Annotated in this window: 25 protein-coding genes; 10 read left to right on the forward strand and 15 right to left on the reverse strand. The window is 59.7% G+C overall.

Translation table 11 applies throughout. The features are described 5' to 3' along the window. Positions 1 to 108: 108 nt before the first annotated feature. Together ACSSVC_RS26660 and ACSSVC_RS26665 are read left to right on the forward strand one after the other, a co-directional pair. Positions 109 to 1,293: an osmoprotectant NAGGN system M42 family peptidase gene (locus ACSSVC_RS26660; RefSeq protein WP_492611690.1), complete on the forward strand. Its 1,185-nt coding sequence runs from the start codon at positions 109 to 111 to the stop codon at positions 1,291 to 1,293. Between the two features lie 85 nt (positions 1,294 to 1,378). Then, positions 1,379 to 1,606 (forward strand): YheU family protein, encoded by a 228-nt coding sequence (locus ACSSVC_RS26665; RefSeq protein WP_025127101.1) that lies wholly within the window; start codon positions 1,379 to 1,381, stop codon positions 1,604 to 1,606. 35 nt (positions 1,607 to 1,641) lie between these two features. Here ACSSVC_RS26665 and ACSSVC_RS26670 read toward each other — a convergent pair whose 3' ends face one another. Further along, positions 1,642 to 1,974, reverse strand: coding sequence for a YnfA family protein (locus tag ACSSVC_RS26670; RefSeq protein ID WP_492611691.1), 333 nt, complete (start codon positions 1,972 to 1,974; stop codon positions 1,642 to 1,644). Between the two features lie 64 nt (positions 1,975 to 2,038). Then, the gene (locus tag ACSSVC_RS26675; RefSeq protein ID WP_492611692.1) at positions 2,039 to 2,854 is read right to left on the reverse strand and encodes an SDR family oxidoreductase; all 816 of its coding nucleotides are present in this window, start codon (positions 2,852 to 2,854) and stop codon (positions 2,039 to 2,041) included. Between the two features lie 306 nt (positions 2,855 to 3,160). Here ACSSVC_RS26675 and ACSSVC_RS26680 point away from each other — a divergent pair, with 306 nt between their 5' ends. Continuing rightward, positions 3,161 to 3,313, forward strand: a complete 153-nt coding sequence (locus tag ACSSVC_RS26680) for a DUF3309 family protein (RefSeq protein ID WP_003226960.1) — start codon at positions 3,161 to 3,163, stop codon at positions 3,311 to 3,313. 120 nt (positions 3,314 to 3,433) lie between these two features. Here ACSSVC_RS26680 and ACSSVC_RS26685 read toward each other — a convergent pair whose 3' ends face one another. From ACSSVC_RS26685 to ACSSVC_RS26725, 9 genes are all read right to left on the reverse strand, one after another. Beyond that, positions 3,434 to 4,405 (reverse strand): fimbrial protein, encoded by a 972-nt coding sequence (locus ACSSVC_RS26685; RefSeq protein ID WP_492611693.1) that lies wholly within the window; start codon positions 4,403 to 4,405, stop codon positions 3,434 to 3,436. Positions 4,406 to 4,407: 2 nt separating this feature from the next. Next, the gene (locus ACSSVC_RS26690) at positions 4,408 to 6,909 is read right to left on the reverse strand and encodes a fimbria/pilus outer membrane usher protein (RefSeq protein ID WP_492612592.1); all 2,502 of its coding nucleotides are present in this window, start codon (positions 6,907 to 6,909) and stop codon (positions 4,408 to 4,410) included. Positions 6,910 to 7,135: 226 nt separating this feature from the next. Further along, a complete protein-coding gene (locus tag ACSSVC_RS26695) occupies positions 7,136 to 7,876 on the reverse strand; it encodes a fimbrial biogenesis chaperone (protein WP_446439257.1) in 741 nt (246 codons plus the stop codon). A 57-nt stretch (positions 7,877 to 7,933) separates the two neighbouring features. Further along, positions 7,934 to 8,491 (reverse strand): fimbrial protein, encoded by a 558-nt coding sequence (locus tag ACSSVC_RS26700; RefSeq protein ID WP_346632223.1) that lies wholly within the window; start codon positions 8,489 to 8,491, stop codon positions 7,934 to 7,936. A 421-nt stretch (positions 8,492 to 8,912) separates the two neighbouring features. Beyond that, the gene (locus ACSSVC_RS26705) at positions 8,913 to 11,000 is read right to left on the reverse strand and encodes an LTA synthase family protein (protein WP_346632224.1); all 2,088 of its coding nucleotides are present in this window, start codon (positions 10,998 to 11,000) and stop codon (positions 8,913 to 8,915) included. 497 nt (positions 11,001 to 11,497) lie between these two features. Beyond that, positions 11,498 to 11,689 carry a PLDc N-terminal domain-containing protein gene (locus tag ACSSVC_RS26710; protein ID WP_404937470.1) on the reverse strand — a complete coding sequence of 64 codons (192 nt, stop codon included), beginning with the start codon at positions 11,687 to 11,689 and terminating at the stop codon, positions 11,498 to 11,500. Between the two features lie 84 nt (positions 11,690 to 11,773). Further along, positions 11,774 to 12,304: a hypothetical protein gene (locus ACSSVC_RS26715; protein WP_346632226.1), complete on the reverse strand. Its 531-nt coding sequence runs from the start codon at positions 12,302 to 12,304 to the stop codon at positions 11,774 to 11,776. Positions 12,305 to 12,417: 113 nt separating this feature from the next. After that, positions 12,418 to 12,936 carry an ankyrin repeat domain-containing protein gene (locus ACSSVC_RS26720; RefSeq protein ID WP_446439256.1) on the reverse strand — a complete coding sequence of 173 codons (519 nt, stop codon included), beginning with the start codon at positions 12,934 to 12,936 and terminating at the stop codon, positions 12,418 to 12,420. A 97-nt stretch (positions 12,937 to 13,033) separates the two neighbouring features. Further along, positions 13,034 to 14,872, reverse strand: coding sequence for a long-chain-acyl-CoA synthetase (locus ACSSVC_RS26725; RefSeq protein WP_492611694.1), 1,839 nt, complete (start codon positions 14,870 to 14,872; stop codon positions 13,034 to 13,036). 687 nt (positions 14,873 to 15,559) lie between these two features. On the opposite strand from ACSSVC_RS26725, the gene ACSSVC_RS26730 reads away from it, so the two are divergent. Next, positions 15,560 to 15,838 carry a DUF3509 domain-containing protein gene (locus tag ACSSVC_RS26730; protein ID WP_019093389.1) on the forward strand — a complete coding sequence of 93 codons (279 nt, stop codon included), beginning with the start codon at positions 15,560 to 15,562 and terminating at the stop codon, positions 15,836 to 15,838. Between the two features lie 72 nt (positions 15,839 to 15,910). On the opposite strand, the gene ACSSVC_RS26735 is transcribed toward ACSSVC_RS26730, so the two are convergent. From ACSSVC_RS26735 to aroC, 3 genes are read right to left on the reverse strand one after another with little or no spacing between them, the layout of a single operon-like run. After that, positions 15,911 to 16,456, reverse strand: coding sequence for a 1,2-dihydroxy-3-keto-5-methylthiopentene dioxygenase (locus tag ACSSVC_RS26735; RefSeq protein WP_346632228.1), 546 nt, complete (start codon positions 16,454 to 16,456; stop codon positions 15,911 to 15,913). After that, positions 16,453 to 17,610: an MFS transporter gene (locus tag ACSSVC_RS26740; RefSeq protein ID WP_346632562.1), complete on the reverse strand. Its 1,158-nt coding sequence runs from the start codon at positions 17,608 to 17,610 to the stop codon at positions 16,453 to 16,455. The genes ACSSVC_RS26735 and ACSSVC_RS26740 overlap by 4 nt, the downstream gene beginning before the upstream one ends. A gap of 28 nt (positions 17,611 to 17,638) precedes the next feature. After that, positions 17,639 to 18,730, reverse strand: coding sequence for a chorismate synthase (gene aroC, locus ACSSVC_RS26745; RefSeq protein ID WP_123726996.1), 1,092 nt, complete (start codon positions 18,728 to 18,730; stop codon positions 17,639 to 17,641). Positions 18,731 to 18,872: 142 nt separating this feature from the next. Between aroC and ACSSVC_RS26750 the strand changes: the two genes are divergently transcribed. Together ACSSVC_RS26750 and ACSSVC_RS26755 are read left to right on the forward strand one after the other, a co-directional pair. After that, a complete protein-coding gene (locus ACSSVC_RS26750) occupies positions 18,873 to 19,826 on the forward strand; it encodes an alpha/beta hydrolase (RefSeq protein WP_346632229.1) in 954 nt (317 codons plus the stop codon). Positions 19,827 to 19,924: 98 nt separating this feature from the next. Next, entirely contained in the window at positions 19,925 to 20,716 is a 792-nt protein-coding gene (locus ACSSVC_RS26755) for a hypothetical protein (protein WP_346632230.1), read from the forward strand. A 51-nt stretch (positions 20,717 to 20,767) separates the two neighbouring features. Here the strand turns inward: ACSSVC_RS26755 and prmB are convergent, their stop codons facing one another. Beyond that, positions 20,768 to 21,676 (reverse strand): 50S ribosomal protein L3 N(5)-glutamine methyltransferase, encoded by a 909-nt coding sequence (gene prmB, locus ACSSVC_RS26760; RefSeq protein WP_346632231.1) that lies wholly within the window; start codon positions 21,674 to 21,676, stop codon positions 20,768 to 20,770. 240 nt (positions 21,677 to 21,916) lie between these two features. Here prmB and ACSSVC_RS26765 point away from each other — a divergent pair, with 240 nt between their 5' ends. The 4 genes from ACSSVC_RS26765 to folE all read left to right on the forward strand — a co-directional run bounded on the left by ACSSVC_RS26765 (position 21,917) and on the right by folE (position 24,212). Then, positions 21,917 to 22,507, forward strand: coding sequence for a cysteine hydrolase family protein (locus ACSSVC_RS26765; RefSeq protein ID WP_346632232.1), 591 nt, complete (start codon positions 21,917 to 21,919; stop codon positions 22,505 to 22,507). Between the two features lie 129 nt (positions 22,508 to 22,636). After that, the gene (locus ACSSVC_RS26770) at positions 22,637 to 22,957 is read left to right on the forward strand and encodes a hypothetical protein (RefSeq protein ID WP_346632233.1); all 321 of its coding nucleotides are present in this window, start codon (positions 22,637 to 22,639) and stop codon (positions 22,955 to 22,957) included. 74 nt (positions 22,958 to 23,031) lie between these two features. Next, positions 23,032 to 23,589 (forward strand): Smr/MutS family protein, encoded by a 558-nt coding sequence (locus ACSSVC_RS26775; RefSeq protein ID WP_103739899.1) that lies wholly within the window; start codon positions 23,032 to 23,034, stop codon positions 23,587 to 23,589. A 77-nt stretch (positions 23,590 to 23,666) separates the two neighbouring features. Then, positions 23,667 to 24,212 (forward strand): GTP cyclohydrolase I FolE, encoded by a 546-nt coding sequence (folE, locus tag ACSSVC_RS26780; RefSeq protein ID WP_011062625.1) that lies wholly within the window; start codon positions 23,667 to 23,669, stop codon positions 24,210 to 24,212. The last annotated feature ends 11 nt before the right edge of the window (positions 24,213 to 24,223 follow it).

Below are 24,223 nucleotides of genomic sequence, written 5' to 3' on the forward strand. Positions count from 1 at the left end.
AGCCGGCTCCTACCTTCTTGTAGGAGCGGGCTGGCCGGCGAAAACCCTCTTCAGGCCCCTCACTCTCTCGTCGAAACCATCGATGGCCTTTTCTCATCAGGAGTTTCCATGACCCGCCAGATTCCCGAACCGGACCTCGCCTACCTGCAGAAAGTCCTTCTGGAAATGCTCGCCATTCCCAGCCCCACCGGTTTTACCGACACCATCGTGCGCTACGTCGCCGAACGCCTGGAAGAACTGGGCATCCCCTTCGAGCTGACCCGGCGCGGCACCATCCGCGCCACCCTCAAGGGCCAGAAAAACAGCCCCGACCGGGCCGTCTCGGCGCACCTGGACACCATCGGCGCCAGCGTCCGTGCGGTGAAAGACAATGGCCGCCTGATCCTGGCACCCGTGGGCTGCTGGTCCAGCCGCTTTGCCGAAGGCAGCCGGGTCAGCCTGTTCACCGATAACGGCGTACTGCGTGGCAGCGTGCTGCCGTTGATGGCTTCCGGGCACGCCTTCAACACCGCAGTGGACGAGTTGCCCATCAGCTGGGACCACATAGAACTGCGCCTGGACGCCTATTGCACCACCCGCGCCGACTGCGAGTCCCTGGGGGTTGGCGTGGGCGACTTTGTCGCCTTCGACCCGTTGCCTGAGTTCACCGAAAGCGGCCATATCAGCGCCCGGCACCTGGACGACAAAGCGGGGGTTGCGGCCTTGCTGGCCGCCCTCAAGGCCATCGTCGACAGTGGTGAAACCCTGATGATCGACTGCCATCCGCTGTTCACCATCACTGAGGAGACCGGCAGCGGCGCGGCGGCGGCCCTGCCTTGGGATGTCAGTGAGTTCGTCGGCATCGACATTGCTCCGGTCGCTCCAGGCCAGCACTCCAGCGAGCACGCAGTGAGCGTGGCGATGCAGGACTCCGGCGGCCCTTACGACTATCACCTGTCCCGTCACCTGCTGCGTCTGGCCGCCGAGCACGAACTGCCGGTACGCCGCGACCTGTTTCGCTACTACTTCAGCGACGCCCATTCGGCGGTCACCGCCGGTCACGACATCCGCACCGCGCTGCTGGCCTTCGGTTGCGACGCTACCCACGGCTACGAGCGAACCCACATCGATAGCCTGGCGGCACTCAGTCGCCTGTTGGGCGCCTACATTCTCAGCCCGCCGGTGTTTGCCAGTGATGCGCAACCGGCCACAGGCTCTCTGGACCGTTTCAGTCACCAACTGGAACACGACGCACAGATGGAAAGCGATACCCGGGTGCCCTCGGTGGACAGCCTGGTAGGACAGAAATCCTGAACCTCGACACCGAGTTTGTGCACGCCGTCGCTGGCGGCACAGACCCGGGCGCAGTAGCATCCGGGATTGTTTGCCGGAGGCCCCTATGCTGATTCCCCACGACCAACTTGAAGTGGACACCCTGACCCGCCTGATCGAAGACTTCGTCACCCGCGAGGGCACCGACAACGGTGATGAAACTCCACTGGAAACCCGAGTCCTGAGGGTCCGTCAGGCCTTGAGCAAGGGCCAGGCAGTGATCGTTTTCGATCCGGACAGCGAGCAGTGCCAATTGATGCTCAAGCACGACGTGCCCAAGGAGTTGTTCGACTGATGCCTGGACCGGCCCAAATCTTTGGGCCGGGATGCTCAACCGTTGGAAAAGCGCGGGCCGAACAGAATCACACTGGCCCCGATCACACACAGCAGCAGCCCCAGCCAGTCCGATCCCAGGGGCCGCACCCGCTCCACCACCGCCAGCCAGCCAATGGACGCCACGATGTAGATGCCACCGTAGGCGGCATAGGCGCGCCCGGCATAAGTGGCTTCGACCTTGGTCAGCAACAGAGCGAACAGGGTCAGGCTGATCAGGGCGGGAACAACCCAGAGGGCACTCTTGCCCTGGCGCAACCACATCCAGAAGGCATAGCAGCCGGCGATTTCAAACAGCGCGGCAAGGAAGAACCACAGGTAATTGAGCATGCAAGGTCTCGTCAGGATTGCCAGGTGCCGGCAACCCTAACGAGGCCGTGGTGGTGGGGCAAGCTTAGTTGGCGCCTTGTTTGGCCTTGGCGCGCATCTTGTCCGCCATCAGGGTCATTTCGTCGTACAGCGCCTGAGGGTTTTTCTGCTTCAAGGCCCAGGCCATGCGTCCCTGCTCGTGAGGCAGGATCATGAACTGGCCAGCGTTGACCTGAGTGTGGATGTAATCGGCAATCTCGGCGGCGGTAATGGGTGAGCTTTCCAGCAACTTGCCCACCTGGGCCTTCATCGCCGGGGTCGGGCCACGGAAGGAATCCAGCAGATTGGTCTGGAAGAACGACGGGCAAACCACATGCACGCTGATTTCCTGTTGCGCCAGCTCCGCCAGCAGGCTCTCGGAAAGCGCCACCACCCCCGCCTTGGCCACGTTGTAATTGCTCATGGCCGGGCCCTGCATCAAGGCGGCCATGGAGGCGATATTGATGATCTTGCCCTTGCTCTGCTCCAGCAACGGCAGGAAGGCCTTGCAGCCCTTGACCACCCCCATCAGGTTGATCGCGATCTGCCAGTCCCAATCCTCCAGGGACAGTTCGCTGAAGAAACCGCCCGAAGCCACACCAGCATTGTTGACGATAATGTCGATGCCGCCGAACTTGACCTCACAGGCCTGGGCAAAGGCCGTCAGCTGGCTGTAGTCACGCACATCACAACGCTGCACGAAGCCTTCGCCACCGGCTGCGCGTACCTGCTTCAGGGTTTCCTGCAGGCCCGCCTCACTGACATCGGACAAGGCCAGCCGCCAGCCTTCACGGGCCCAGCGCAAAGCGATTTCGCGACCCAGGCCGGAGCCGGCGCCAGTGATCATCATGCGATTTTGCATAAGAGTTGCCTTGTTGTTCCGGGGAAGATGAGCCGCAGTGTAGCGAAGGCCCTGGCGCCACCCACGCACCATCAGGGTGCTGAATGCCCCAGGCAAACCAATGACTTGGTGAACACTACGGCGCCCGCAGCAGGCAACCTTGCCAGGTTTAAAGGAAATAACCCTGGAAGCGGAAAACATTAAAAAAACTTGGAATTTTCTCGATAGGCGCGGAGTCGGATTTATTAAGCGGTTCGCTTTCTGCGTAAAACGAACTTGTCCTTGAACGACTCTGTTGTTCAACCGTACTCCAATAAGGAAACAGCCATGGGCACCATTCTGATCATCATTCTGATTCTGCTGCTGATTGGCGGCCTGCCAGTATTTCCGCACTCCAGAAGTTGGGGTTACGGACCTTCAGGGATTATTGGCGTGGTCCTGGTGGTGCTGTTGGTGTTGCTGCTGCTTGGCAGGATATAAAACTTCAAGCGCACAATTGCAGGCAGGCTCGAATACAAGGGTCGTGGTTGTTTGACCACGTCCCTTGTTTAGCAATTGGGTCACGCAAGTTGAAGGTCAGCTGCAACTTTTTCCGGCACCCTATTCGTAGAAAAACGTCACCGTCGCGCCGCTGGATACATCCCCACCTTCGACCTTGGGGTCAATCTGCACATACATAACGGTCAGCGGAATACTGAGCGCTTCACCCTCTACGGTGGTCTGGGTAACCTTGAACTCCGTTCGGGTGCCAAGCTCCTGCTTGATCTGGCTGTTGGCGCCACCCTGCACCAAAATCAACCCCACCCCCTTGGCCATGCCACTCTCAGGGCTGTTGAGCAGCGTGTGATCCCGGCTGTTCAGCCCATCGATCCGATAGGCCACCTTGACGCCCTTGTCACACTTCAAATCAATGGAAAACGTCTTCAGACCAATAGCCGTGCCCGGGCGAGTGAATGCGGCCTGCTTGACCGTCGGCAATCGGATGGTGCGAATCGGCTCGGCCACTTCGCAGCCGCTATTCATCGCGGTGTAGCTCATGCTTGGGAACACAATCTCGTTACTTAAATGGTTGTGGTAAAAAACGGAGACCCGGTTGTTTCGAGATGTCCCGGTCTTGATCGGCCCCGTCTTCACCAACTCGAAGGTGAACTTCTGTACTGGCGTGTATGTCCACGGAGCAATCTGGCGTTCGTGCCTGTTGGCTTGCATGTACACCCCATTTTCGTGGAACCACTTCACACGCATACCGATCCCCGGAATACCGGTTTCGTAAACGTTGTTGTAGTCCGTCTGCGCAGGCGACTCGACATAACCGTAGTCAAACCAAAGCCCTGTGCCCTCACAGGAAATATTGACCGCCCCCTCATCAATATTCTTGGTAAATATCGTGCTGCCTAACGCTACGTCACGAGGAGGCTTAACACTCGCCAACTCCGCTGCGGTGATTGAGGTCGACTTGGTTCCGCCCTTACACGATGCCGCCCAAACTGTTGCGCCAAACAATAACAACCCAATGCTCAGAACACTTCGGCACAGGGTTTTCCAAGGGTTGTATAGAATGCGCTGAGCCATGATCATCCTCCCGCCTGGCTTGTGCTCAAGAGCTTGCAAGGTAGTTTCAGTAATTCGTAGTACTCGTCCTGGGCCGATTTTTCGGTGCTTATGTTGTAAGGCGCCAGACACTGCTGATCCGCCCCGCTCCCCCACTTGATCAACAACTGTCCACTCCCCTCCAACCCTCGGAGAAAGGTCCGCCCACTCTGCCCAACTTGAGTCAGCGAGGCTCCTGCGGCATCGAGCACCTGCGCGCCCATGGGGATAGGCTCGCCGTCGTCACGTACCAGCTTGATCAGGGTTGGCCGCCCCACCAGCGTCGGATAACGCAGCATGACCACGGCTCCCGCCCGGGGGGCCACTTGTTGCGAGGTCATTTCAAGCTCCACATCCCGTGAAGTGCCCTTGGGGTCCAGTGCCACTTCATTGCGGCGATAAGGTGTCAGGCCGGCGACCACCGCGTAGCCGTTATCGGCGACTCGCGCATTGGTGCTGCTGAGCACCTGAGCGCCCTCGGCACCGCTCGCTTCGAGCACCGCAATGGTTTCGCCCTGGTTCGCAGTGGCGTTCAGCCCGCCTGGATGCGCCACCAACGTGCCCTGCATGCCGAGGTTGGTCTGACGGTAGTTTTTCCCACGGCTGGCCCCGAGGTTATAGCTGGCATGGGCCGTGTCATAACGCAGGTTGCCGCCATAATTGTTGCTGCCCTGCCCCTCGTAGCTATCACGGGAGCCATACAGGCTGTAGCCAAGCTCCCCCTGGTCACCGGCACTGCCGCTCAGGGAGTTGTTGATGCCGTAGTTGCGATTACCGGCGTAGCGGATCGACGAACTCAGGTAAGGCGAGTACCGGGTACGCCCCAGAGGCACGCTGAAACTCAACAGGTATTGATTGTCCATGCGCCCGGTGCCACTGCGGGTACGACTGGCGCTGAGGTTGAAACTGCCCCAGTTGAAACCGTTGGAGTAGCCCACCTGATAGGTGATGTCGCTGCCCTGATCACGGTTCCAGTAGTTCTGTGCCATACCGGAAAAAGCGAGGTAACCAAGACGCTCGCCCAGGGGTTGGTTGAGGTTCAATTGCACCCGGCTGCGTTGCTTAAACAGGTGGCTGGGTGTCTCGGTGCTGCGCAGGCGGGCAAACTCACCGAAGTTCAGATAGCCCTCGCTGGAAAACCGGTAGGCCGCCACGCTGAAGTTGGTAGACGTGGTTTCAATGAGCTTGTTGTAAGTCAACCGCAGGCTTTGCCCGCTCATCTGTGCCTGAGTGTCAGGCAGCGAATCATTCAAGCCCGATGCCTGGGAATGAGTCACGTCAGCGGCCACCGCTCCCAGCGCAGTGCTCAAGGCGACTCCTCCCAACAAGGCTCGATAATCCTGCGCGACAATCCCGCCGCCATAGCCTGTCAGCAGGTTGGACAGGCCGCGCTGATAGCTGCCCTGAAGGAAGGTGGGAGGCGTGTCGAGACTCTGATCGCGATAGCGCCCGGCACTGAGGCTGAAACGCGAACTGTCGGGGCGCAGCAACTGCGCCACTGACGCGTAAGGCACGATAAAGTTCTTGGTCCGCCCATCGGCCTCGGTAATGGTGACGTTGAGGTCACCGGCATAACCGGAGTTGTACAGGTCGTCGATCGCAAATGGGCCAGGGGGCACCGTGGTTTCGTAGAGCAGGCTTTCACCCTGACGCACACTGACCTTGGCCGTAGTATCTGCAACGCCCCGCACCACAGGGGCAAAACCGCGCATGGAGTCGGGCAGCATTCGCTCATCACTGCTCAACTGCAATCCGGTGTAGGGCATGCTGTCGAAGAAGTTGCCAGGGGTGTAGAACTCCCCCAGGGTCAACTGCGCCTGGAGTGCCGTCATGTCCCGCTGTACATAGCTGCTCAGCGCGCTGTAATGACTGCGCCGGCCGCTGGCGGATGAATCGTTGTAGGTGTAGGAACCGTTGTGCCGCAAGCGCCAATCCCCCAGATTGACTCCTCCATTGAAGCTGCTATAGAACTGGCGACTGGTCTGCCCACTGGAACGGTTGTCGTTCAAATTGCTGCTGTAACCGAGAAAAGCGGCATTGACCCCTGAGTCCCAGTCCTTGGGTGATACATAACCACGCTTGGTCTGGCTCAAGTACAGCTGGGAAATGGACAGATCGACCCGCAACTCCGACATATCCACATCGAAACGGCTATGGGCCGGCAGATCATCAGGACCCAGACATTCAGAGGAGAGGGCACGCGCCGCTTGCTCCACGGGCAGCCTGGCAAAGTCCATCCCCAACTGTTCCAGTACGCCTGGCGGCAGACAGGGCTGTACCTTCAAACCGTCAGTGGAGGTCCTGAACAGGATCTCCTGACGCCCCACCCAGTTCTGGTTCAGGTAAAGGTCAAGCCGGTAAGTGCCCGGTGTCAGGGGGTTGCCGCGCTCAAACTGCGACAGGTCCACAGACTGTCCCCGACTGTTGTCAAAGAACGCAGGGTTGAACTGGATCAGTTCCTCTGCCTCACTGACTGCACTCAGCATTCCCGACAACAGCGTCGCACCTCCAAAAATGACTTCCGCGCGCAGAGCAAAACGGCCGCACCTCGTGCGCAGGAGGCGGCTAAGCGATAAGAATGGGGGGGGAGACAAAGCGCTCATTACACCTTTCCAGACGTTAAGCACCATGCGCCAGTGCTGACGAAATCACGGCTGTCGTAGTAGCGCGAAGGAAGTTGACCAATGCAGAACCAAGCGCCCGGAATGGCTCCTAGGGCTCAAGCGGGGTTTCGCGACGAACCGAAGTTCCGTAGTCGTTGATCCACTCGTAAACCACACTGCCCTGGCCCCCAGGAGGAGACGGTGTTTGCCCTAGCGTGAAGTCAGCAGAGGATTTCGGTGCCAGCATCCGGCTTTGTGCACTCAGACTTGGGCCACTCTTGAGCTTCACATCCACCGAGTTGAAGGAAACGTGAAAGGCCGAGTCATTGCGTACCCTCAGTACGGTCTCAGCACCTGACTTGACCAGGCTCCAACGGAGTTTTTCCGCCGCGTCCATGGCACTTCCCGACAGTTGTGCGGGACGAAAAAACAACTTCAAACGAGTACGAAACGCCAATTGCATGTGGTTGCTGACCTGCCCGGAAGCCAGTGGCGGAACATCCAGCAGGTTGAGCCAATACACCGATTCACGATCCTGTGGGATACCCGGTTGAGGGATGTAGGCGATGCGCAGGGTTTGCCCCTTTCCCTGGTTGATACGGGCCATTGGCGGCATGACCACAAACGGCACGTCCACATCATCAGGCTTGGAATCCGGATTGCCTTCGTCGATCCAGACTTGCACCAGTGCAGGTTGCTCACCCTTATTGCTGAGTCCAAGACTGACTTCACGCTCCTGAGCCGGATAGATGATCCGCGTTCCACTCACTACCACGTTGGCTTGCACCTTCAGGGGCAGCAACACAAGGGCACAGCAGAAACACAGCAGAAACAAAAAATGGCGGGGCATGGCTATCATCACTCGTTGCGCGGAGCCCCGGGGCCTGAACCCCGGGACGACCTTTCCTCACTCAAAAACCATGTCCAGTACAACGTTTGCAGCGACTGGACCACCGGTGGTGTTATCAACACCGGCCAGGTACTGGGCGTAGAAATTCAGCGTCGCGTCTTTGCTGTCCTTATCAACATTCACTTTCTGGATATCGTCAGGAGTGATGGTGTTCAGGTTGAGAGCCCGCTGTTGGCTGTCCAGCAATTGCACCTGAACGTTTGAAGCGGTTTCCTCGCCAGAGTAGGTGTTGATCAAAGCGCCGCTCAGCGCATCCACTTTCGTCAAGTCGGGCTTGAACCAGACCCCCACCGTACTGCCGGAGCAACCGGTGAACTTGAGCTTGAAGGGGGTCAACCCCGCAACAGTGCCCTTTTCAGCCAGTACACTTGAACCGACAGGGGGCAGATCGACCTTGTGAACGTAGGTACCACTTGCGGTGTTTTCGACGGAGCAGGTTTCGGTGCTGATAAACCCCGTAAATTCCAACCTCACGTCGACTCCATCAGCCCAAGCAGTCCCCGCAGCCGTCAAAAGACCCGAAGCCATACCCGCTGCCACAAATAGCTTTTTCATTCCTCTCTCCATTTACCAATCTTCGTGGCGCATTGCTGATCGCACCATTCAAGAACCGATGCTGCGTGCCTGATCTAGAGCGTTATCCGTATCTGTCTGGGCCGAAGCGGGAGGGATCATTACAGTCTGTTGGGATAGCCGATATGAGATGAATCCTAAAACCCGAGAAACTTCCCAAGTTCGACCAAGAAATCGGCTGTTAACGTAGGAATTTTTCCCAGGAAACATAAGGAAATTCTTAAAACTTGGCAGATGATCTCTTGCAAAACCGATGCGAAATCCTTGGACGGAACACGTCTGCGAACACCGCCTGTTTTCGCTGCGAAAAAAAACACCCCTCATTGAGGGGTGTTCAGTGTGCCGCGAGTCGGGCCCAGTCAGTCCGCCAGCCCTCTGAAAGGATTGGCGGGAGACCTGCGGATCAATCCGGCTTGCCGTTGACCACGCCAGCGGTATTGTCTATCAAGCTCTTGGTCGCGGTCTGCAGGAAAGACTCCAGCTTCTGCTTGAGCTGCGCTTCATCCGCGGCCTCGGGAATCAACTCGCCCCCTGGAGTGGCGCCCAGTTCGTATTTATACAGACGTGGCGGCATTTCCTTGGGCAGCACCAGCACTCGGTCAGCAGTCAGTAACGCTACGGTCTGATCACTGCCCGAAGGCTTGATCACGCCAAAACCCTTGTCGCCTTCCGGCAGATTGAGCAGGTCGCGCCCCCAGCACTGATGCAGCACATCGCCACCGAGACGGCCCATGATGGTGGGCACTATGTCGATCTGAGTGCCCACGGTGTGGTCACGCTGGCCGAATTTTTCCTGGATGCCCGGCGCAATCATCAGCAGCGGTACATTGAAACGCCCCAGGTCCATTTCGGTGATCTGCTGCTCATTGCCGAAACCGTGATCGCCGACCACGACGAACAGCGTCTCCTTGAAGTAGGGTTCCTTGCTCGCCTTCTCGAAGAACTGGCCCAATGCCCAGTCGGAGTAGCGCATGGCAGTCAAGTGCTCATTGAGGCTGCCGCGATCGGTCACCTTGTCCACCGGCAATGGCGTCGGCAACGCATACGGGGTGTGGTTGGACAGGGTCTGCAGCAGGGCGTAGAACGGCTCTTTGCCTTCACGAGCCTTCAGCTCTTCCAGACCACGGTTGAACATGTCCTGGTCGGACACGCCCCAAGTCGGGTCGGAGAACACCGGATTGACGAAGTCATTACGACCAATGAAGTTGGTCATGCCCTGGTTGCTGAAGAACCCCGACTGGTTGTCCCAGGCAAAATCACCGTTGTAGACATACACATCGTCATACTTGCGGGCGCTCAGCAGCTGCGGCAGTCCAGACAGCTTGTGGCTGCCTTCCGGGGTCTGCATCAGGTATTCGAAGCCTGGCAGGTTGGGGAAGCAAGCCATGGTGGCGAACATGCCCTGGTGGGTATGAGTGCCGTTGGAGAAGAAGCGGTCGAACAGCAAGCCTTGCTTCGACAGCTTGTCGAAGTACGGAGTGATCTCCCCTGGACGTCCCAGCGCGCCCACCGAATGCCCGGCGAAGCTTTCCATCAGGATCACCACGACGTTCTTGATCGGCAGGGTCTTGTCCGCATCCGGCGTGTAGTTACGGCGTACGGCGGCAATATCCCCATCCACCAGTTTGTCGCTCGGCACCAGCAGCATGTCGCGCACTGTCTGTTGAGCCAGAGGCTGGGGCAAGGTCGCCTTCCAGATATTGGTGCGATCCTCGGACATCCGATCCTTGGCCGCCGCCATCAACTGCAGCGTGCCATTAAGGCCCAACTGGTTGGCGAAGTTCGATTCGGTGGTGTAGACATCGCCCCAACGCATCGGCGGGCCCTGGCGCAGGGTGCCACGGGCAGCCACTACACAGATCAGCAGGCAGACCACGAATACCGCAATACGTGCATACCAGGGGGCAATCTGACGTGTGCCGACATTGCCACCGCTGAACGGCCCACGAGGCCGAGTGGCACGGTCGGCCCCCTTGAACGCCAGGCTGAGGATCCAGGTCCCCACGGCCCAGGCCAGCAGGTAGCGGACCACTGGGAAACCGTACCAGAGCATGCTCATCACGGTTTTCGGGTCTTCCTTCACATACTGGAAGACCAGACCGTTGAGACGCTGGTGGAACTCACGGTAGAAATCCATCTCCATCAGGCCGAGGAACAGCGCAATGCTGGAGGTCACCGTCAGCCAGAAGCGCAGCAACCCGCGAGCCGCCATAGCCCGGGCACTGAGCATGGCCAGCACCAGCGGTACGCTGAGGTAGACCACCAGCCGCAGGTCAAAACGCAGGCCATTGGCAAACGCTTCGAGGAACGTCGAAGCCGGGGTGTCGAGAATCATCTCGCGGTTGTAGATCAACAGCGCGACGCGCAACAAAGAAAACATCACCATCATGACCAGCGCGCACAGCAGCGTGTAGGCCAGATGGGATTTGACGGTCGGTTGCAGCAGGCGATTCGAGGATCGCTGCTGACTCAGGGCATCCGAGTTTGCCATGTCGTTTTAGGACCCATTGGAAGTTTAAGTTGCAAGAATACAGCTGCGTTCTGCCCTCTTATTGCCACCTGAGCGGCGGGGGAATACGCGGTGCGCAAATGGTGCACGATCACTGGAGGCATTGCCATTGATTAGTGGACAGTACCGCCAAACCCACCACCAATGGCTCTGGATCAACAGATTGCAGGGGGAGATGACAGGCTAAAAAGCGCCGGCGGATTGTCTTAGAGACTTTGTGAAAATTTCGTTCAACGCATGTTTAGTCACACAAAAAAGGGCCTGACCAGGCTGTGTGAAACGTCGCGAGTGAAGGCAAGACAAGGCAAAAACAGGCGAGGAACGGCCGGGGTCGCGTTCGACTTTAGGGGGCCTAAATGAGCTTCCGAGCCTGTTTTTAACGCAGTATTGCCAAACGCAGTAGTTTTCACACCGCCTGTGACGGCCCTTCTTTTCCCTCGCCGGCAATGACTCCGGGTCTGTTCGTCACACGTCCTGGTTCAGAGCCTGACGTTGCCTCGAGGACCGGCAATGGCCCAGATGATCAGCCCAAGGACGGGAAGGAAGATGATCAACAACACCCAGATAATCTTCATCCCGGTTTCGGCGCCGCTTTTCAGAACGTTGATGATGGCCCAGATATCCAGGGCCAGAATGATCAGGCCAATCAGGCCATTGAAGGTGGAACCCATGGTGTCGCTCCCAAATGAAGGTATGCCTCTTTAGGATAGTCGCGCTGAATCAGGGTTCCGCTTTATTCCACCGTAAATGCGGATTCAGACGTGCACAGCAATCTTCAGCGCTTCCAGAGCCGGCGCCGCGACAATGCCGACCTCGGCACAGAGTTCAAGCACTCGTGGCACATCATTGCCGTAGACCAGCACCATCTGCAGCTCGTCATCCAGCAACTGGCTGAAGTTCATCAGCACGTAACCGCCATTTTCCGGATTCATGCTGCCCATCTGGATCTGGATGCGGTTCAGGGCTGTCAGCGCTTCGATCTTGGCCAACTGCTTGGGCTTGATATTGAAGGTCACGTCCTTGCCGAAAGAGGCAACGATCTGGGCGAACAGGTCGACGTAGGTATCAGCCTGAAACAGCACGGTCTCCGGCAGGCTGCCCACCACCACCCATTCGCCCAGGGGAATGGGGAAGCTGTCGTCGTAGTTGATGTCCGGATTGGCCGCCAGGAACCCCTGGGGATCAGCATAGGCCTGGGCCGCTTCATCGGCGATCTGCTGAATCTCGGCGTCGCCCATGCACCCGGAGCTGATTTTGCTGATGAGTTCGATAAGGGCGGTTTTCATGGGCGCATCCTGAAGGCAAGGAAATTTCGAGGGCGCGAAGGATAGCCTAAAGTGGACGGCCAGACCTATCACCGAGACGAAGGCCCTGCGCCCTCGCCTCCTTCCCCTCGACCTCAGGCCAGAAGTTTTTCCAGTTGTGCGGTGGTGTCCACGGCGCCCATGGTCTTGGCCGCCTCCAGGGCACTGACACCATTGGTATCCCGAGCCCTGGGATCGGCCCCCTGGCTGATCAGGTAGGTAACGATCTCCGTGCGGTTGAACATCGCCGCCATCATCAGCGCAGTACGACCGTCAAACGATGAGCCTTCCACTTGAGCTCCGCCTTCCACCAGAGCCTTGACCACTGCCAGGTCGCCCTTGAAGGCGGCGCCGGCAATCGGGCTCTGGCCATTGTCGTTGCGGATCTCAGGATCGGCCTTGTGCTTGAGCAGCACTTGCACTGCATCCACATGCCCGTGATAGGCGGCCAGCATCAGCAAGGTGTCACCCTTGTGATTGCGCAGGTTGACCGGCAGGCCACTGCCCGCCAGCTTGTCGAGCATCTGTGCATCGCCCTGGCGGGCCACGTTGAATACCTGCTCGACAAACTGGGCGGCCTCATCTTCAGTCATCTGGCGGCTTTTGTCGGTCATCGGAAACTCCAGGTTCGGTCAATCGGAAAGGCCCTAGTTTCCCCAAGCCGGCCGCGGCCTGTCATCCCTTTTTTCCCAAGAGCCGCCATAGGCAGAATCAATAACGCAGACGCCCGCCCTGGATCTCCGCAAAAATCTGCGGGGTCAATTGCACATAGGTGTCCGCCCCAGGAAGCCAGGCATAGACCGGATCGTCGCCGGTTCGTTCGAGGTCGAATGCCTGCTCCTTGAGTCGACTCTTCTGGTACTTGAAGGTGCCAGTAGTGTCCATTTTCACCTTGATCCGCAGGAACAGCGGCACCGCGTAAGCCGGAAGCTGCTGCCTGGCGAATTGCAGCAAGGCACTGAAATCCAGGGTCGCCAGAGACTCCGCCGGGGTAATGGCCACCATCCCCGCACGACCGTTGGTGTTGTGGATTTCGACGCCATAGGCCACCACCTCGGCAATTTGCGGGTGCCCCAGCAGAATGTTCTCCACCTCGGTGGTGGAGACGTTCTCGCCCTTCCAGCGATAGGTGTCTCCCAGCCGATCGACGAATTGCACATGGCCAAACCCGATGTCCCGCAGCAGGTCACCGGTATTGAAGTAGCAGTCGCCCTTCTCGAACACGTCCTTGAGGATCACCTTGAGGTTCTTTTCCGGATCGGTGTAACCGTCCAGCGGCGCCTTGTCGTCGATCTTCGCCAGTAGCAGGCCCTGTCCACCCTTGGCCACTTTCTGCATGAAACCCTGGCTGTTGCGCAACGGCGCCCCGGTATCGTGGGCGTACTCCACCAATGCCCAGGGGATCAGGGAAAAACCCACGGTGTTGTCGAAGTTGAGGATATTGCTAAAACCGATATTGCCGTCGCTGGCCGCATACAACTCACACACATGACCCACACCAAAACGTTGCTTGAACTCGCTCCAGACTCCCGGACGCAGGCCATTGCCGATCATCTTCAACACCCCATGCTCGGTATCCCGGGCAGTGCTGGGCTGATCGATCAGGTAGCGACACAACTCACCGACATAACCCACAGTCGTCGCCTTGAACCGACGCGCATCGTCCCAGAACTGACTGGCGCTGAACTTGCGGCGAATGGCGAACCCCGAGGCGCCGGTAATGGCCGAGCCCCAGCAGACGCACAGCCCGGTGGCGTGGTACAGCGGCAAGGTGCAATACACCACGTCGCCGGGCTGCATATCCAGGGCAATAGTGCCGAAGCCGGCAGAGGTGCGCATCCAGCGCCCATGCTTGAAAATCCCCGCCTTGGGCAGACCCGTGGTGCCGGACGTATAGATGTAGAAGCAAGGGTCGTTGAAAAAGATGCGCTGGGCCTGTACCAGATTGTCCGCTGGATAACCGGCGCTCTCGGCCATCAGATTGACCAGGCCGTCCGGAGTCGGTCCGGGGTCGGCGAAGGTGTCCTGATCGGCCACGAACCAGGTGCGAGCCGGATCGATATCCACTTGATCGCGCACCGCGGAAAAAGCCGCCAGCAACTCAGCGCCGACCATGATTCCCACCGGTTTGACCAACTCCAGGCTGTGCACCAGCACGCTTTGGGTCTGAGCGGTGTTGAGCATCGCGCAGATCCCGCCAAGCTTGGTCACCGCCAGCACCGTGACCAGCAACTCAGGACGATTTTCGATGAAAATCGCCAGCACATCGCCCTTGCCGATGCCCTGTTCCCGCAGGTAGGCAGCGATGCGGTTGGCCCATTGATTGACCTGGGAATAACTGAGTACCCGATCGCCATACAACAAGGCCGGCCCCTCGGGATTGCGCAGGGTCGCCTGCTCGAAACTCCAACCCAGTCCGCAGGGTTGGTCAGGCTTGTCGATGTTCCCCGCCTTCATGCCTCGCACCACCCGAGGCAGCGCCTTGGCAATGGACGGCACCTTTCGCAGCATCATGCCCCAGGTAATCATGTCGCTCTTGTGCTTATTCATGGTTGCTCCGGTTCGACAGCAAAGGTCTGTGCCCAGCCAGGCCGGCCGGGTGTTGGCAACACAGCCGGCACAAGGCTCAACCGGGGTTGGCGACCCAGGGTTCGGCAACCGGCAAGCGAAGACTGCGGGGATAACCCGCAAAGGGATAAAGGCAGGGCAAGCACAGCGCTGCTGAGAGCACCGGCATTAATAATGCGGTGGGACCATTCATGGAGGGCGTCCTATGTTCTTATTATCCGTCGGGCAGGATCGCTGGATCACGCCACTACACATTCCATGTCGCAGAGACACCTTTCAAACCTGTTCGGCTGGGTCGCCGATGCAGCGTTGAAACAGCGTCACTGGCTGGAAAATACGTCAGCCGTTGCGGGCCTGTACACGGAGTTTTTGCAAACTTTTGTATCTCCCCACCGGTTATCTCCAAGGCCCTCCAGCCTCATCCATAAACGATTGAATTTTCTCTCAAGGCCAGCGGTCATAACACCGTAGCCACGCCCACGGCCAATCGCCGCCAACCTGCAAAATGCAGGATGCACGATGGCCATTCATGCAATTTGCACGAAACCGAAATATCCTTTAAATCATAACTAATTGATTTAAAAGGACTTTATAAAAAAACAATACTGGCACAATCGCTGCACCTATCACTCCACGCTTTCTCTTCAAGAGCTAACGGAGCTGATAGACATGAGCCTGATCCAAGAAAAATTTTCCTCCCTGTTCTCCAACTTCGAAGTGACCACCCAACCCCGTCCAGACGGTGGCATCCTGCTCACCCTGCGCAACAGCGAAGGCAAACAGTTCAAGCGTTCGATTTCCTACGCGCAGCTGCATGCCGCCGACCAGCTGTCCTGGGTCATCAGTGCAATTCGTCGTGATTTGGCCGAACAAGCCAGTGAGTTGCCTCAGATTTCCATGCTGCAAAGCCAAAACCGCTTTGCCTTGCCGACTTACCACTCCGCCTAAGCCACCTTCGGCTTCCTGCTCGGGCCGGCCCCACCTTGCGTGGGGCCGGCCCGTTGACGTTGAGCTTCCCGCTCAATCGTCCAGGCGTGGGAACTGACTGGCGATAGCGTCTCCGGTCAGGTTGGCCGCCCAGCCTTGGGGATTGTTGAACAGGCGGATGGCTACCAGGTGCGGCTCCTCCCCCATATCGAACCAATGAGCAGTGCCTGCCGGTACCGAAATCAGGTCGTTCCTTTCGCAAAGAACGGCATAGACATAGTCGTCGATGTGCAGAGAAAACAGCCCGCGTCCAGCGACGAAAAACCGCACTTCATCTTCGCCATGGCGATGCTCGTCGAGAAAGCTGGCACGCAGCTCGACTCGTTGTGGATGGTCACGGTTGAGGCTGATCACATCAACGCTGACATAACCCTGCTCGGTCATCAGCCGATCGATCTGCTCCTGATAGGCCGCTATCACCTCCTCCTGACTGACCCCCGGCTCGATCCGTGTCGAGGTTTGCCAACGATCGAAGCCAATCCCCTGTTCGGCCAGGGTCGCAGCGATATCGTCGAAGTGGGTCAGAACCTTGTTCGGCAGGTCCGGGCTGGATACGTGGTAGACGGACAGGCTGCTCATAACGGCAACTCCTCTTGCATGCGGGTGGCAATGATAACGGCTGCGGCCAGGGCGGCGACGCTAGCAATACTAAAGGTCAATGTGGCGCCCAGGGCGTTCCAGCTGTAGCCGGAATACAGGGCCCCCAAGGCGCCTCCGGTTCCAGCCAGGGCGGCGTACAACGCCTGGCCCTGACCCTGCTGACGAGCGCCGAAGCTGCGTTGCACGAAATGAATGGCTGCGGCGTGAAAACTGCCGAAGGTCGCCGCATGCAGCACCTGCGCCAACAACAGCACCCCGAGATGTTCCGCCAGGCCGCCCAACAGCAACCAGCGCAAAGCCGCCAAGAGGAAACTCGCCAGCAACACCCGGCGCACGGAAAACCGCGCCAGAATCCGGCTCATGGCCAGGAACATCAGCACCTCGGCCACCACCCCCAGGGCCCAGAGCATGCCGATCAGGCCACGGGTATAGCCCAGGCGCTCCAGGTGCAGGGTCAGGAAGGTGTAGTAAGGGCCGTGGCTCATCTGCATCAATGCCACACACAGATAGAAGGCCAACACACCGGGACTGCGCAACTGCTTGATAAAGCCTTCCCCGGCCAGCCGCGGCCCCTGCACCGCAGGCTGGGCGTTGGGCACCCACAGGCTGCTGAGCACGATGCCGCCCATGATCGCCACCAATGCCGCCGGATAGATATCCAGGCTCAACCACTCGAACAGGCGCCCCAAAGCCACCACGGTAAGAATGAAACCGATGGATCCCCAAAGACGGATCTGGCTGTAGCGTGAGGTCTGCCCCTGCAAGTGCGCCAGGGTGATCACTTCGAACTGCGGCAGGACTGCGTGCCAGAAAAACGCGTGCAGGGCCATGACCATGGCCAGCCAGGCGTAGCTCTTGTCGACGAAGATCAGGGAAAAACAGATCAGGGTGCAGATTGCACCAAAACGCACGATCGCCAGGCGCCGGCCGGTGTAGTCCCCCAGCCAGCCCCAAAGGTTGGGCGCCACGCAGCGCATGAGCATGGGAATGGCCACCAGTTCGCCGATCCGCGCGCTGGAAAAACCCAGGTGATCGAAATACAGCGCCAGAAACGGCGCCGTCGAGCCCAGCAGGGCGAAATAGAACAGGTAGAAACTGGAAAGCCGCCAGTACGGCAGCGCCGCCACGGTCATCAGACCGTAGCGACTGGCAGAACCGCCATTACAGCTGGCCCAGTACCGGCGTGCTGACGCGCACGTCGGCATTCTGGCCGCGGTGACGCAGCAGGTGATCCATCAGCACGATGGCCATCATGGCTTCGGCAATGGGAGTGGCGCGAATGCCCACGCAAGGGTCGTGACGGCCCTTGGTGATCACGTCCACCGGATTGCCATCAACATCGATGGAGCGGCCTGGCGTGGTGATGCTGGACGTCGGCTTGAGCGCCAGGTGGGCAACGATCGGCTGCCCCGAGGAGATACCGCCAAGAATGCCACCGGCGTTATTGCTGAGGAAACCTTGCGGGGTCAGCTCGTCACGGTGCTCGGTGCCGCGCTGGGCGACGCTGGCGAAACCGGCGCCGATTTCCACGCCCTTGACCGCATTGATGCTCATCAACGCGTGGGCCAGTTCGGCATCCAGACGATCGAAGATCGGCTCGCCCAGGCCCGGCATCACGCCTTCGGCGACCACGGTGATCTTCGCCCCCACGGAATCCTGATCCCGGCGCAATTGGTCCATGTAGGCTTCCAGCTCTGGAACCTTATCCGGATCGGGGCTGAAGAACGCGTTGTCCTCCACCGAATCCCAAGTCTTGAACGGAATCTCGATCGGGCCCAACTGACTCATGTAGCCGCGCACCACGATGCCCTGGCTGGCCAGGTATTTCTTGGCGATGGCCCCGGCCGCCACGCGCATGGCGGTTTCCCGCGCCGAGCTGCGACCGCCGCCACGGTAATCACGAATGCCGTACTTGTGGTGGTAGGTGTAATCGGCGTGAGCCGGACGGAACAGATCCTTGATCGCCGAATAGTCCTTGGACTTCTGGTCGGTATTGCGGATCAACAGGCCAATGGAACAGCCAGTGGTCTTGCCCTCGAACACCCCGGAAAGGATCTCGACTTCATCGGGTTCCTGGCGCTGGGTGGTGTGACGGCTGGTGCCGGGCTTGCGCCGGTCCAGGTCACGCTGCAGGTCTTCCAGGGACAGCTCGAGGCCCGGCGGGCAGCCGTCGACAATGGCGACCAACGCCGGACCATGGCTTTCGCCCGCGGTGGTGACAGTGAACAGCTTGCCGTAGGTATTGCCGGACATGCGGGGAGCTCCGTGAAATCAGCCGAAATAACTCAATCAGGATTACTGAAGGGCGCAAGTATACGCAGGCTACCCAACTAGTTCATCCTCGAACCTTCTGCCCCTGGCCGAGTCCAACCGGCACCTTATCCATGATGGCGTGATGATGCTGCGAGTCCTTCTCTTGAGCCTTTCCCTGTTCACCGGCCTGGTCAACGCGGCCGTCCTGCAACGCCCCGTAAGCCTGGAGACCGGCCACGGCGAGCTGTATGGCTCGATGCTGCTGCCCAAATCTGCGCAGCCGGTGCCGGTGGTGCTGATCATTTCCGGTTCCGGCCCCACCGACCGCGACGGCAACAACCCCGACGGCGGGCGCAACGACAGCCTCAAGCGCCTGGCCTGGGTGCTGGCCAAGCACAACATCGCCAGCGTGCGCTACGACAAACGCGGTGTGGCTGCCAGCCTCGCGGCGACCCCGGATGAACGCAACCTGACCCTCGACGCCTATGTGGCCGACGCCGTGGCCTGGGGCAAGCAGCTCAAGGCCGACCCGCGCCTGGGCCAACTGATCGTGTTGGGACACAGCGAAGGTGCGCTGATCGCCAGCCTCGCCGCCCGCCAACTGGACGCCGCCGGGGTGATCTCCATCTCCGGCACCGCCCGGCCCGTGGATCAGGTGCTGCGCCAGCAACTGAGTTATCGCCTGCCGCCGGCGCTGATGGTGCGCAGCAATGAACTGCTGGACAGCCTCAAGGCCGGTCAGGTCGACAACGATGTGCCGCCGGCCCTGCAAGTGATCTTCCGCCCCAGCGTGCAACCCTATCTGATCACCCTGTTCCGCGAGGACCCGGCCGCCGCTTTCGCCCGCCTGAAAATGCCGGCGCTGATCATCCAGGGCAGCAACGATATCCAGGTCAGCATCGACGACGCCCGGGTGCTCAAGGCGGCGAAACCGGATGCTCAACTGACCTTGATCGATGGCATGAACCATGTACTGCGTATCGTGCCCAACGATCTCAAACGCCAATTGGCGTCCTACAAGGACCCGCAATTGCCCCTGGCGGCGGAACTGGGCCGGTCCATCATCAGTTTTATTGACGGACTTCACACCCGTTAGGCTGTTTTTACCCTCCAGTCCTGAAAAAAACGGCCGATAAGCCTTTGCCGGCCGTTCGATTGCTGTCGGCGCGCAGCGATTGGACAGGACTTGCCGTTATGACTGATACCTCGAATTCACCCGCCACCGAGCAGGAAGCCGCCGTACCGGAAGCGGCGCCGTTGCCGTGGGCGGATGTCCAGGCCGAACATCACAAGATGCTGCGCCTGGCGCCCCTGCAGACCGATCGCGCCACCGGCGGACGCCCTTTGCGTTTTGTCGAGTTCGGTTATGCCGAACGCAACAACAAAGAGCACAGCCTGCTGCGCATGACCATCAGCCTGCCCGGCCAGCGCGTGCGCAAGGAACAGAATCATCTGGATGTCTGGGTCGAGCACGACACCCACCGGGTGCATTTCGAGCCCGAAGGCGGGCTGCAGATCGAACCGCTCAACCGTGGCATCGGACGCTTCCTGCTGGCCCAGGCCGCGCAGTGGGCGCAGAAGAAGTGGCCGCACTACCGGGTGGACGGCTTCGACCTCGCCAACAAGGACGCCCTCAATGAGGACACTCGCCTGCGTCGCGATCATGTGCTGCGCACCCAGGGCTTCGACGTGGTGTATGCCGATGCCCAGCATCTCAAGGGCAGCGTCAAAGATGTTCAGGTGGGCGAGTTGCTGAGCCAGTGGAACACCGAGAAACTGCAGTTCGTGGAGATACTGGAAGCGGCGCAGATGCTCCAGCAGGCCGAGCAGAACCTGGAAGAGCTGGAAGTCAAACTGCGCAAGCAGGAAGAGAAAGTCACCAAGTACAAACGTGAAGACACCGGCCTGCGCTTCACCATCACCTGCCTGGTGGCCTTTGCGGTCTTCCAGGCGGGTCTGCTGATCTGGATTGCGACTCACCGCTGAGTCGCAACCTCTTCAAGGCTCAAGGCCCGCCTTGCGCGGGCCGGCAATGGCTCAGGCGCGAGCGACGAACAACGCCTGATGCTCGCGGCACTGCTCTGCAGTGAGCATGAACACACCGTGACCGCCGCGTTCGAAGTCCAGCCAGGCGAAGTCGACTTCGGGGTACAGTGCCTCGACGTGCACCTGGCTATTGCCCACTTCGACAATCAGCAAGCCTTTCTCGGTCAGGTGATCAGCGGCCTGGGCCAGCATGCGCCGCACCAGATTCAGACCATCATCGCCACAGGCCAGGCCCAGCTCGGGCTCATGCTGGTACTCGTCCGGCATGTCGGCAAAATCTTCGGCATCGACATACGGCGGGTTGGAAACGATCAGGTCGAAGCGCTGCCCCGGCAAGCCATCGAAACCATCGCCCTGAACGGTGAACACCCGCTCATCGACACCGTGGCGCTCAATGTTCTGGTTGGCCACTTCCAGGGCCTCGAAGGACAGGTCGGCCAGCACCACTTCGGCCTCGCGGAACTCATAGGCACAGGCGATGCCGATGCAGCCGGAGCCGGTGCACAGATCGAGAATCCGCGCAGGCTCAGTGCCCAGCCAGGGTTCGAAGCGTTTCTCGATCAACTCGCCGATGGGCGAGCGAGGAATCAGCACACGCTCGTCAACGATGAACGACATGCCGCAGAACCAGGCCTCACCCAACAGATAGGCCGTGGGCACGCGCTCTTCGATACGGCGCTTGAGCAGGTGCTGAAGGTGGACCAGCTCATCGTCTTCCAACGCGCAGTCCAGGTAGCTGTCGGCGATTTCCCAGGGCAGGTGCAAGGCTCCGAGCACCAATTGGCGGGCCTCGTCCCAGGCGTTGTCGGTACCATGGCCGAAGAACAGATCCTCCCCATGAAAGCGGCTGACAGCCCAGCGGATATGGTCACGCAAGGTGCGAAGGCGGGAAGTGATCACGGGACAGACTCCTGAAAAAACGACCGGCAATTCTAACAGCCAAAGCGCCTGCCGACGACGAATGAAAAGCCACCGCCGTACAATCGCCCGACAGACCGCTTTTGGCCCGGGAAGCCCAATACCTTGCCCCTCTTGACAAGGCTGCAGGCCAACAACGGCGCACCTTACGTTAGTAGCGATTCACAGAAGCGCTCCGCCAGAGGACAATGTCGCAAAAGCCCCACTCACAGGAGCCCCAGAATGTCCGTTCCAAAGACGATGTTTCAACTCAGCGGTCGTGGTTATGCAGCGGCCAACTTGAGCCACGCGACCCTTGTGATCATCGACGCCCAGAAAGAGTACCTCAGCGGCCCCCTGGCCCTGTCCGGCATGGACAAGGCAGTGGCTAACATCGGCCAACTGCTGGCCGCCGCCCGGGCTGCCGGCCGGCCCATCGTGCATGTACGCCATCTCGGCACCGTCGGCGGCCTGTTCGACCCTCAGGGCGAGCGCGGCGAATTCATCCCCGGCCTTGAGCCCCAAGGCGACGAGACCATTATCGGCAAGCTGCTGCCCAGTGCCTTTCACGGCACCGAGCTGGAAAAGCGCCTGCAGGATCTGGGCTCCCTGGACCTGATCGTCGCCGGCTTCATGAGCCACTCCAGCGTCAGCACCACCGTACGTGCAGCGAAGAACCTGGGATTCCGTTGCACCCTGGTGGAGGACGCCTGTGCCACCCGTGACCTGCCCTACAAGGGCGGCATTCTCAGCGCCGAGCATGTTCAGCAGACTGAAATGGCGATCATGGCCGACAACTTCGCCACTCTCGCCCAGACCGCAAGCCTGACCTGACCAGCCTTGGTGAGCGGCTGGCGGGCCGCTCATCCATAAACGCCTCGCATTTGCAGCAATTGCCTTAGCCTCAGGAACCACCCGGTCAACTCCCGGTCGAAGGGCCGATACCCATTGAGGAAGGTCGGAATGAAGATATCCGATGGTTTTGACGCACGCCGATTGCGGCCCAAAAGCCCGCGAAACTGGCGCCTGCGCCTGGGGGCTGGATTCTCTGCATTGCTGGCGACCTTCGGCGTGCTGCTGGCCCTGGCTGGGACCGCAAGCCTGCTGGGACGCGCTCCGGCGCTGGGAGAGCTCAACGCCAGCCCACTGGGCTCGGCGCTGATCCTGCTGATCGGCCTGGTACTGCTGTATGTCGGTGTGCGCCTGTGGCGGCGTTGCCGGCGCCGCATGCGCCAGCCCCTGGCGCTGAACATGGCGCCGCACCTGATGAAAAAACACGACTGACAATCCTGGGCGCGATTTGCGCGCCTTAAGGTGTTCCGAGTTGGGTAAACTAGCCGCCCTTCGCGGAGGCTGACATGCAAGACGACGATTTTTCCCTATTCAAAAACGAGATCCGCGGCGTCAAGCCGATCAAGCACGATCGGGCCGACACAGGCAAACCCAAGGCCGACCGGGCACAGATCGCCAAGCTGCGCCAGGCTGCCACTGTGCGTAGCGAGACCACGACCGTGGACGGGCTGTCCGATCAGTTTGTCATCGATGTGGGGCCTGAAGATGAGCTGATGTGGGCCCGCGACGGGGTCCAGGAAAGCCAGATGCGCAAGCTGAAAATCGGCCAGATTCCCTTTGAAGGCAGCCTCGACCTGCATGGCATGACCGTGGAAAAGGCCCGGGAAACCCTCTGGGCGTTTCTCGCCGAAGCCACCAAGTTCGAAATCCGCTGCGTGCGCGTCACCCACGGCAAGGCCGTGCGCCTGGACGGTAAGCGCCCCATGATCAAAAGCCACGTCAACACCTGGCTACGCCAGCATCCGCAGGTGCTGGGCTTCACCTCCTGCCAGGCCAAACATGGCGGCACCGGGGCGCTGTACGTGATGCTCAAACGCACCATGATGGAAGGCCGCGACGAATAAAGCCGCTGCGCCAAGCTTGCAGCGCCGTGTCCGCCACCGTACCCTTGCCCTTTGCGTAAAATCCCACAGGTAGTTTCATGTCCCTGGAACAGAATTACACCGCGATCCTCGGCCAACTGGGCGAGGACGTCTCCCGCGAGGGCCTGCTCGACACGCCGAAGCGTGCCGCCAAAGCCATGCAGTACCTTTGCCGCGGTTATGCCCAAACCCTGGAAGAGGTCACCAACGGTGCCTTGTTCAGCTCCGACAACAGCGAAATGGTGCTGGTCAAGGACATCGAGCTCTACTCGTTGTGCGAACACCATCTGCTGCCATTCATCGGCAAGGCTCATGTTGCCTACATTCCCAGCGGCAAGGTCCTGGGACTGTCGAAAGTCGCGCGCATCGTCGACATGTATGCCCGCCGCCTGCAGATCCAGGAAAACCTCAGCCGGCAGATCGCCGACGCCGTCCAGCAAGTGACCGGCGCCCTTGGGGTTGCCGTGGTGATCGAGGCCAAGCACATGTGCATGATGATGCGCGGTGTGGAGAAGCAGAATTCGTCGATGATCACTTCGGTGATGCTGGGTGAGTTCCGCGAAAATGCCGCGACCCGCAGCGAGTTCCTCAGCCTGATCAAGTAACAGGCCCTGAG

Source organism: Pseudomonas sp. E1BtOHC1 (assembly GCF_058744285.1).